The sequence below is a fragment of the Cytobacillus sp. Hm23 genome (assembly GCF_051842895.1).
In the GTDB taxonomy this organism is placed as follows: Bacteria; Bacillota; Bacilli; order Bacillales; family SM2101; genus Nanhaiella.
The window spans coordinates 20,350-29,820 of the sequence record NZ_JBPXRQ010000050.1; the positions used below are offsets into that span (position 1 = coordinate 20,350).

Here is a 9,471-nt window from a genome sequence, read left to right on the forward strand (position 1 = left end):
CCTCCTTTGCAATATAAATTGATGAATTGCTTAAAAAGTTGTACAATTAAGCTTGATAGATATCTAAATTTTCTGTTAAATCAATCTAGTAAACGCTTACATTTATCATAAGGGATTTAATTAACCGTTTCGATTCCTGAAAATATAGGGGTGAATAATGTAAATGTTTGAAGGAGAGGTAATTGATTTTATTCATCGTTTAGTAGACACGAAAAATATTAATAAGAGAATTGAATTAATGCTCAGAGGTAGTTTGACTTATTTTCCTTTTGAAAGAGCATCTATTTTTTCATATTCTCAACTGAGTTTTATCGGTGAAGGTGTAATGCGAGTAGATGCTAATGGTGTTTATCCTATAACCTATATTCGAGAAGATGTAAGAACAATACCTCCTATTCAAGCAGCAATTACAAGAAATAAAGCGCATTACTTAATTCTTGATCAACTTCGTAAATTCATACCTAACAGGTACATTGATCAATTTGAGCTTTCATCCTTATTAGTTATTCCATTAAGCTACTTACGAAATGTTTTTGGCTGTGTTCTTATTGACAGATATGTTGGTACAAAGCCAATAGAAAATAGTCTCATAACGAATGTTATGGAATATTACCAATTAGCAGTACACTCTGTTAAGAGATCTGAATCGCTAACTGACATATTAAGCAGAAGAGAGGTTCAAACACTGCAATTTCTATCAAATGGGTATAGTACTAAGGAAATAGCCATTTTATTAAAAATAAGTGAATTTACAACGAGAGATTATATTAGCTCTGCTATAAAAAAACTTAACGTAAATCATCGTACAGAAGCTGTTGCTGTTGCATTACGCGAAAAAATAATTCATTAGCACTTTGCAGCTATTTAAATAGTTATAAAGTCATCAGTATGGTCAAAAAATATTATAGTAAAAATCGACCTATTAGAGCTTAAAAGCATTATTTCTGCTAGACAGTTTTAGAAATCATTAAATCACTTGGTATTATGTAACTATATAAAAACAGTAACAAAGGTTACAAAATAACTTATTAATATATCGATACTCCTATCTATAAAAACAAACTAAATAGGAGTATCGTTAAGTTATTATTTGAATCCACAATCTTAGGTAGTTTCGTTACCCTACTAATAGAGTTCTGTTATCCTAGCATTAGCTGTATTTCTTATTCATTCAAGATACTATCCAAAATAATATTATTATCATATAACACTTTAGCAACATCCTTCCCTACATAACGGATATGCCAAGGCTCGTATTGATAGCCCGTTATATCTACTTGGTCTTTTGGATATCTAACAATAAAGCCAAATAAATGAGCGTTATTTTCAACCCATTGACCTTCGATTGTATCAGCAAAATCAGTTGTTAATAAAAAGTTTACACTTTGACTACTTATATCCATTGTTAGTCCTGTTTGATGTTCGCTATGACCTGGGACAGCAACAGCCTGTGATGCTTTTTCTTTTCCATACTTAGCCACCTCAGCGGTAAATAGTTCATTTTGTCTTTCAAATGAACGATAGCCAGAAACAGCATATAAAGTAATATTTTCTAGAGATGCCTGCTTAAACATTTCTTCTAAAGCAAGTGCAGCTTCCGATCGTAAGTAGCTTTTTTCTAGTATTTGGTCGCCAAATGAAAATGCTACATTCGGTACTACTAAATCATCAGGTATATAATCGCTAGGTAAGCTTTGTTCCTTATTGACAATAGATAATATATTTTCTGGATTCATAATCACTTTAAGGCCATTTTGCTCTTCTATGACATTATTAAATTGTTCTAAGGAAACTAAGTCCTCACTATTATCGGACGATTGATTGTTTTGGTCTTCGTCCTGTTGAGCTTCATCTGTTGCCGTTTCAATTTCTTCTTCATCTGTTAAATTTTCTTGCAGACTTTCGTTTTCTTGGTTAGAGACGTTTTCTTCTACGGTTTCCGTTCCTTCTGTAGCTATTACTTCTTCATCTTGCAAATTTACACTTCCATTTGAACAACCTGAAATTAACAGTATTCCAATGAATGTCGAAGTAATAAATAATCTTGATAGTGTGAAAAATTTCATGTTGGTTGTCCCCTTTTTCATAATAACTTATATAATAAGACCTCTGATTTTATATTTTACCAAAATATAATCAATTATAGGAAAGTTTTTTCCCAGCTATTTAACAACTTTTTAGCAAAATAAATCGCTTTTAGTACCTTGCATAAGAATTTACTTTACTCTATATTAGCTTAAAATGATTTTATGCAATTATTATTAAATAGCCTATATATAAACAAGCCCTTGCTTTGCAAGGACTTGTAAAAGCCAAATATTGTTTGCAGGGCTCTAGCCCTAACACCCATGTATCGGATGGAATAAACTTTTTTCCATATATTCAAAACATGAAAGTTTATCCTTCATTAGGTATATTTTAACTTCAAAATACTTACTTAATTGCTGCATCAAGTGCAACTTCAATCATATCATTAAAAGTAGTTTGTCGTTCTTCAGAAGTTGTTTCTTCTCCTGTTAGTATATGATCACTTACCGTTAAGACTGATAGTGCTTTGCGACCGAATTTAGCAGCTAACGTATATAGAGCAGTTGTTTCCATTTCAATTGCTAAAATTCCATACTGTGCCCATTTTTCAAATTCTGCATTATCGTTATAGAATTGATCAGCTGTAAAGACATTACCTGCTTTTAAATTCAAGCCTTTTTCAACACCTATATCGTATGCATTCTTCAATAGCTCAAAGTCTGCAGTTGGTGCATAATCAATCCCACCAAATCTAATTTTATTCATACTTGAGTCTGTAGATGAAGTCATCGCTAAAATAACATCGCGAACTTTAACATCCTTTTGGATCGCTCCACAAGTTCCTACACGTATTAATGTTTGAACATTGTAGCTTTGCATTAACTCGTTTATATATATAGCAATCGAAGGTACCCCCATACCTGTACCTTGAACTGATATTTTTTCTCCCTTATATGTCCCTGTAAAACCAAGCATACCTCGTACTTCGTTATAACAAATAGTGTCATCTAAAAATGTTTCTGCTATATACTTAGCACGTAATGGATCTCCTGGTAGTAATATTTTGTCAGCGATTTCATTTTCTTTTGCCCCAATATGTACGCTCATCGTAATTCCTCCTAATGTTGTTTACTAGTTCAAGTACAATATAACATAGTTACATGTAGAAAAAAAAGAACATTTTGCGAAAATTTGTTTGGATGTCTGACGTCGGATGTCTAATCGGAGTTATGACATTCATGTTTCAAATTTGTTCAGCAAAATTGCTAAGCATTCTGAACGAGTGTATATCCTCATTAAATAAAGGGATTAACATTACTTTCTGTGATTTAAATTGTTCCTTAATTTGATCTAAATAAACTCTTTCTTGTTGTTTTCGTTGTTGAAAAAAAGTGTCAGACATATCGTCAGGTAACACTTTATTAACAACAATTGTCTCAACTTGAAAGTCATTATCTTGAAGTAACATTACAGCTTTTTTAGTTTCAATAATTGGAAGTCGTTCTGCATTTAACACGAACAAGTATCCTGTAACTTTACTATTTAATAAAATATCTCTAACTTCTTTAAAACTATTTTTTCTCATTTTTAAAATTTTATATATTGGATCTTCAATTTCCTCACCATCATTAAGTAATTGAGAATAATTTCTGTTTATTTTCTTTCGACGACTTACCATTCCGTTCATCCATACAGTCATTAATTCTGGTAGCGATAATAGCCTAAGTGTGTGTCCTGTAGGAGCTGTATCAATAATTAAATGATCGAACTTGTCTTTTTTTTCAATGATAATTGAAACCAATTTGTCAAATAATGCTGCTTCATCCGCTCCTGGGGAGCATTTAGCTAAATCAATTTGACGATTCACCTCCTCAAGCATGTGGGGTTTAACCGTTTCCCTTATATTGTCCTTAACTGTCTGAATGTATCGATCAGCTTCTTGCTGTGGATCTATTTCAAGCGCAAATAAGTTTGAATACACTTCTCTTTGTGTATGTCCTACTTGTTGATGAAAAATATCACCAATATTATGTGCTGGATCTGTGGAAATGATTAATGTTCTTTTGTTATTTTTTGCAAGTTTCAGCGCAATGGCGGCAGCTGTTGTTGATTTCCCTACCCCACCTTTGCCTCCTACAAATAGAATTTTTTTAATATCCATTAGTAACCTCCGTTTATGGTTTTAATCATTTAACAGCATCGAATGCCATCTAGTGGTGAGTGCTCCATACCCATGCGCAAGTGCCATTCGTGGAAGTTTTCAATCATATAAGGGTATAATTCTAGCGTATAATAAAAAATTGGATTAGGAACACCCAGTAACTCTGAACTACAAAGTAATACAAATAAATCATCTTCGTCTCTGAGCTCCCTTGCAATTTCAATGCGGTGAGGTAATTTAAGCATTTCATCATAATTCCTAATGAGTATTTTCAACATATTCCATGCCTTGTCCATTATTTCACCATCCTTATACAAAATGAACCGTACGTTTTTAGAATCAATCTTCTTATATATAAAAAAGGTGACTTGCCTTAAAAGGATAGCCACCTATGCGAGTTTTTGATTATCAGGCTGTTTTAGATTACTTTATTGTTATTTTTAAATACTACCAAATCAGCTTTTTCAAAGAATGAAATAGGCGTTACAACTATTACGTATAAGCGTGTATATAACTTTATCACCACCAATTAAGAAGAGAACAGCAGACTTTGGTAGTTACATCGGAGTATTAATATTATTCGTGTTGTCCTTTTTCGTTAATGAAGAGAAGGCAATCAACAATATCCAAAAAGCGAATACTAATATAACTCCACCTAGTATGAATAGAAGTAAATTTGCATCTGATTCACCATATCCTGACCACTGAAAAACAACTTGTTGTATCATCGCCCAAAGCGTCATAATAATAATGAACAACATAGGAGCTAATGTAACAATATAATTTCTCCCTTGTTTTTTGAGCCAAATTGAAATAAGTAACAAGCTTATACCTGCCAATAATTGATTCGACGTACCAAACAATGGCCAAAGCAAGTACCCACCTGACCCAAAACCATTGGGACCTTTTGGTAACAATATTAGAGCTGCACTTGTAATTACAGCAACCGATGTTGCAACATGCGTCTTTGTTAATGGATTTATCTTGTACTCATATCCTAATTCTGAAATAATATATCTCATTAATCGTACTGAAGTATCTAACGAAGTTGCCGCAAAGCTTACGACGATAATCGTTACTATCGTTTTTGCAATTTCCTCTGGAATAAATAACCCAGTTGCTAGCTGAGCTGCCCCGCCAATAAACGCACTTAAACCTCCGCTACTAGCATTATCAAAACTACTATAAGCAGTTAAAAATTCTCCAGGTGTAGCAAAAAATGTCACGACTGCAATGATGGCAATCAACGCTAGCGACCCTTCACCTATTGCCCCTAAATAACCAACAAAACGAGCATCTGTTTCTTTATCTAGCTGTTTAGAGGTTGTACCTGACGAAACCAATCCGTGAAACCCTGAGATAGCACCACATGCAATTGTGATGAATAACAATGGAAACCAAGATTTGTCTGTAGCAGCTGTATTTGTCATAGGCGCCGTTATTTCAGGCCTTAATAATAATAGTCCACCATATAAAATAAATAACCCGACGATAAGTTGATGTGAGTTAATATAGTCTCGTGGCTGTAATAGTTTCCAAACTGGTAGGATAGAAGCGATATATAAATACACCATTAAAATGATGATCCAAACAAAAAATGCCATTGAAACACCATCAAGTCCAAATAGAACAGTGTTATTTGCACCACCGAAATATCTCACTAAATCTATTTGAAGAATTTGATACTTACTAGTTAAAACCGCAGTAGCGTACATTATCAAAAGCGCAATAATTGAAGGTACAAGCATCCCTTTTTTCTTTCGATAAACTGCATACCCTATCCAAATGGCGAGAGGAATTTCAATAAATACAGGGATAACACTGGCTGGAAATGTAATAAATAAATTTGATATAACCCAAGCAAAAACTGCATTTACCATAAGCACTAAAATTAAGATAATAAATAGAAATAAGATCTTAGCTTGCTTCCCTATTAGTCTATTCGTTAAAGAACCAACAGATTGTCCTTTGTGACGAACAGATAAAACGAGTGTACCAAAATCATGTACCCCTGCAGCAAAGACAGTTCCGAATACAACCCATAGCAATGCAGGTAACCATCCCCAATAAACAGCTATAGCTGGCCCAACAATTGGTGCAGCACCCGCTACCGAAGTAAAATGATGGCCCCACAATATAGATTTTTTCGTTGGCACAAAATCAACACCGTCTTCATACTTATGTGCTGGAGTTACATAGCTAGAGTCAAGACGATAAATTTTCTCCGCTATAAATTTCGAATAATATCGATAACCGAGTGCAAAGACTACCATTCCGAATATCGCTAACCAAATACTATTCAACCTCATTCCCCCTTACTAAAGAAAATTTGTACAATAGTCATAAAACAACTCTATTTCTTGTCCATTTTGAACCTTATTAATAGTAATACTATTCATGTGACTAATTCGATATTATATTTTTCTAAAAGAAAAGCTCTTTTCGTTAACTTTGTTGTTATTTCATTTACATTTGAGTAGCTAATATGTATTAAAAACTTCTTTTAGTCTATCGAGAAGAAAAGATGCTACGAAAGGAAGCTATGTTTTGTTTACCTCTCTTTTTTCGAAAAGTAACAAATAGTACGAAGGCAGTTTACAAAAGCTCTTTTCGTTAAAATACGGAGGTTTATGAATGGGATATATTTTAAATAAAGCAGAAAACACTAGGCTGATACGTGCTTATATTTTAGTACGAAAAGGAACAAACAGTACTTTATTTGGTATTATTTTCTAAACCTAAACAATTAGTAACCGTATATAAGAACACGTTGATACTATTAGAAAAGGAGAGTTTCTAATACGCAAAACATCGATCAAGCTGAACATATTAAAGAAAACGAATAGAATTCTTGAAAAAAGGAATAGTATAAACGGTGAAGTTGGTTAGGTAAAGTTCTAGAAGCTGTAATGAAGAAAATACATTATAGGGGGTAAGGATCATATGACTAATAAAAAAATAAAGCAGGCCGTAGACTATGCCAATGAAACGAACCCAACATCGCGGTCTAATAAAACGAAACCAAATTCTTCGAAAAGTGATAAAAACAAACTTTAGTAATAATCATAAAGGAGAGATGATGGATGGGAAAAAAGAATAGAAATCGTATTAATGCACCTAAAAAAAACAACCATCTACCACCAGAAGCAACTAGGGCTGAGCAAGAAGCTCACGGAAAAGAATTTTCAGCTAAAAAGCGAAAAAATTAAGTTTTGTTATCCTGTAAAAATCTAGCAATAAAAGCAGCCGAAGAAAAACTCCTACTAAAATAAGAGTTTTTTCTTCGGCTGTATATCGTAATTTGACCTTTGTTCTAAAGAGAATCTTCATTTAATTTAACTAGCTAATTATGCGGTTCAACCATTTTTCTGCTATCTCTTTCATGCCTATATGTTGATAAATTACGATATATTTCTACTCTAGCACGGTTAATACCCCCGATGGGTTGATGTTCAATAAGAGCATGTCCAGGTGAGAATGTAAAATCCTCTGCTAACTCATCTCTTTGCTTCGTTCTAAAAATTTGTGGTGGGATTTTTATAGTCGCAACTTTTATAAATGGAGAATCCTCTTCTTTCCACTCTATTCCAGCATCTTCAACAGGCATAATTTGTGGATCTTTTTGAAATTGAATGAAAAAATCAAAACTAGCCTCCTCTTTAGCTAAGTGTTTTTCTATATTATCAGTTAAATAACGGTCAGTTAAAGGTTCTGGTAACGTACTTTTATATGTAGATGTTGGGATGATTGAATACTTCACTACTTTATTATCACCGAACATATAAGGAGTTGTACTCCAATAGCGGATATCTAAAGGAGATGAATGATTTTTTTTACCATTATTTAATTCCTTTATAATATCTCCTTTCCCAGACAAAGTCATCTTCAACAATAAGACGAGTGGATTCCACTTTAAACTATAATAAACAGCGTCATGAAATAGTTTTACTGTCCCTAATGGCATAGTTGGATGGCTCATTAATACAAAATCTTGGGTTTCATTTTCGTCCTTCTCATATTTTTCTCCCTTAACTCCTATTAATTTTACCGCAAACCCTCTGAAGTCTTTTTTAGTATCCGACTGTATTTTACCATTTGCATTTGATATACGAATCCACGCATCATATTTGTTTGGTTTTTCAAAAATACCCACTTTTAGTTCATCAGGAAGATTTGGCTCAACAATAAACTGAGCCTGTAACAATGCGAGGTGTTTTGGGTGAGCATCTCTTTTCGTATTTCCTTCAGTATATTCTCTCTCCATTTTGTTTCTTAGTAATGATTCCATACTTTCAATTAAAGATGGTTCATCATTTGGTATTGATTCAAATTTAGTTACTTGATTTGCATTATCCATAGAAATATCTCCCTTTTTTGTTATTACCACTATGATTAGCAAAAACATCATAAATATTCATAACAAAACTGTAGTCGATAATGAAATTATGTATCCGAGGAGCTTTTAACTAATTAAAAATAACCTCACTCTATCAGAGCAGGTTATTTATTGTACAAGTTGTAGAATTAAAAACGACTGGCAACTTGCTTATAAATAAGAAATGGTTGTGACATTCATCTCAATGATCAGAAAGCTTACTATTATTTGTTAGTGGAATTTGTAAGTTATACACAATTTGTATGACTATTTATCTCCATTTTCAGTTGGCTGCTTTTGAATATTAATAACAATTTCTTTAATGTGATGACTCCCACACAATGAACAATTGTTACTTTTATAACTTAAAATAGCACAACAATGAGTACAATATTTGTTCATATCCTCTACTCCTTTTACAAGTGTTGTACTATTCTATGCAACGCTAATACAAAATGATGCTAAATATAATAATTTCTTATTTTTATGGCTGCTTTTGCAATGATTGTTACTTGTCGTTCTAAGGTATAAACAGTTATACCTCTAGCGTTCATGGTATCTTTTTTATTTTTTCAATTATTGAGCTCTCATAAAACTCATCATACGTCCATTTTTATGAATAATAATAATAGGGTTTACGAAAAAAAAAGAGCCTATTTAGATTATTTTATTATAGTTTTTTGTCATTGCTTAACTATCATGAACACCTCTCGTTACCTCTACACAGCCTTTTCTAATGTATAAGCTCGTGTCTGTATGTCTTTATAATGATATCACTACTCATATAAGTGAACCTCTCCAACTAATTGTTACACAATTTGATGGAGCATCCCTTGTCTTAAATAGAGTACAAAACAAGCTATTAAGCCACCTTCGGTGACTCTAATGCCAAGTTAAGACTAATTAA

General features: G+C 32.8%; 9 protein-coding genes. 2 read left to right on the forward strand and 7 right to left on the reverse strand.

From position 1 onward, the window contains the following. The first annotated feature begins 163 nt into the window (after nucleotides 1–163). Nucleotides 164–850, forward strand: a complete 687-nt coding sequence (locus tag ACSVDA_RS21665) for a response regulator transcription factor (protein ID WP_485886034.1) — start codon at nucleotides 164–166, stop codon at nucleotides 848–850. Nucleotides 851–1,163: 313 nt separating this feature from the next. Here ACSVDA_RS21665 and ACSVDA_RS21670 read toward each other — a convergent pair whose 3' ends face one another. The 5 genes from ACSVDA_RS21670 to ACSVDA_RS21690 form a co-directional block, all read right to left on the reverse strand. Beyond that, nucleotides 1,164–2,066 carry a M15 family metallopeptidase gene (locus ACSVDA_RS21670; RefSeq protein ID WP_485886036.1) on the reverse strand — a complete coding sequence of 301 codons (903 nt, stop codon included), beginning with the start codon at nucleotides 2,064–2,066 and terminating at the stop codon, nucleotides 1,164–1,166. A 367-nt stretch (nucleotides 2,067–2,433) separates the two neighbouring features. Next, nucleotides 2,434–3,135, reverse strand: coding sequence for a purine-nucleoside phosphorylase (deoD, locus tag ACSVDA_RS21675; RefSeq protein WP_214481892.1), 702 nt, complete (start codon nucleotides 3,133–3,135; stop codon nucleotides 2,434–2,436). Nucleotides 3,136–3,271: 136 nt separating this feature from the next. Beyond that, the gene (locus tag ACSVDA_RS21680) at nucleotides 3,272–4,189 is read right to left on the reverse strand and encodes an ArsA family ATPase (RefSeq protein WP_485886038.1); all 918 of its coding nucleotides are present in this window, start codon (nucleotides 4,187–4,189) and stop codon (nucleotides 3,272–3,274) included. 29 nt (nucleotides 4,190–4,218) lie between these two features. Further along, the gene (locus ACSVDA_RS21685; protein WP_214481894.1) at nucleotides 4,219–4,485 is read right to left on the reverse strand and encodes a cory-CC-star protein; all 267 of its coding nucleotides are present in this window, start codon (nucleotides 4,483–4,485) and stop codon (nucleotides 4,219–4,221) included. Between the two features lie 261 nt (nucleotides 4,486–4,746). Beyond that, on the reverse strand, nucleotides 4,747–6,492 hold the full coding sequence (locus tag ACSVDA_RS21690; RefSeq protein ID WP_485886041.1) for a carbon starvation CstA family protein: 1,746 nt from the start codon (nucleotides 6,490–6,492) through the stop codon (nucleotides 4,747–4,749). A gap of 780 nt (nucleotides 6,493–7,272) precedes the next feature. Here ACSVDA_RS21690 and ACSVDA_RS21695 point away from each other — a divergent pair. Then, entirely contained in the window at nucleotides 7,273–7,398 is a 126-nt protein-coding gene (locus ACSVDA_RS21695) for a hypothetical protein (protein WP_485886043.1), read from the forward strand. 134 nt (nucleotides 7,399–7,532) lie between these two features. Here ACSVDA_RS21695 and ACSVDA_RS21700 read toward each other — a convergent pair whose 3' ends face one another. Both ACSVDA_RS21700 and ACSVDA_RS21705 read right to left on the reverse strand, forming a co-directional pair. Further along, nucleotides 7,533–8,546, reverse strand: a complete 1,014-nt coding sequence (locus ACSVDA_RS21700) for a catalase family protein (protein WP_485886045.1) — start codon at nucleotides 8,544–8,546, stop codon at nucleotides 7,533–7,535. A gap of 285 nt (nucleotides 8,547–8,831) precedes the next feature. Further along, nucleotides 8,832–8,966, reverse strand: coding sequence for a hypothetical protein (locus ACSVDA_RS21705; RefSeq protein WP_320210525.1), 135 nt, complete (start codon nucleotides 8,964–8,966; stop codon nucleotides 8,832–8,834). Nucleotides 8,967–9,471: the final 505 nt, after the last annotated feature.

Coding starts and splice junctions, on each gene's coding strand:
- ACSVDA_RS21665 (WP_485886034.1), top strand. CDS start 164: ATGTTTGAAGGAGAGGTAATTGATTTTATTCATCGTTTAGTAGACACG.
- ACSVDA_RS21670 (WP_485886036.1), bottom strand. CDS start 2,066: ATGAAATTTTTCACACTATCAAGATTATTTATTACTTCGACATTCATT.
- deoD (WP_214481892.1), bottom strand. CDS start 3,135: ATGAGCGTACATATTGGGGCAAAAGAAAATGAAATCGCTGACAAAATA.
- ACSVDA_RS21680 (WP_485886038.1), bottom strand. CDS start 4,189: ATGGATATTAAAAAAATTCTATTTGTAGGAGGCAAAGGTGGGGTAGGG.
- ACSVDA_RS21685 (WP_214481894.1), bottom strand. CDS start 4,485: ATGGACAAGGCATGGAATATGTTGAAAATACTCATTAGGAATTATGAT.
- ACSVDA_RS21695 (WP_485886043.1), top strand. CDS start 7,273: ATGGGAAAAAAGAATAGAAATCGTATTAATGCACCTAAAAAAAACAAC.
- ACSVDA_RS21700 (WP_485886045.1), bottom strand. CDS start 8,546: ATGGATAATGCAAATCAAGTAACTAAATTTGAATCAATACCAAATGAT.
- ACSVDA_RS21705 (WP_320210525.1), bottom strand. CDS start 8,966: ATGAACAAATATTGTACTCATTGTTGTGCTATTTTAAGTTATAAAAGT.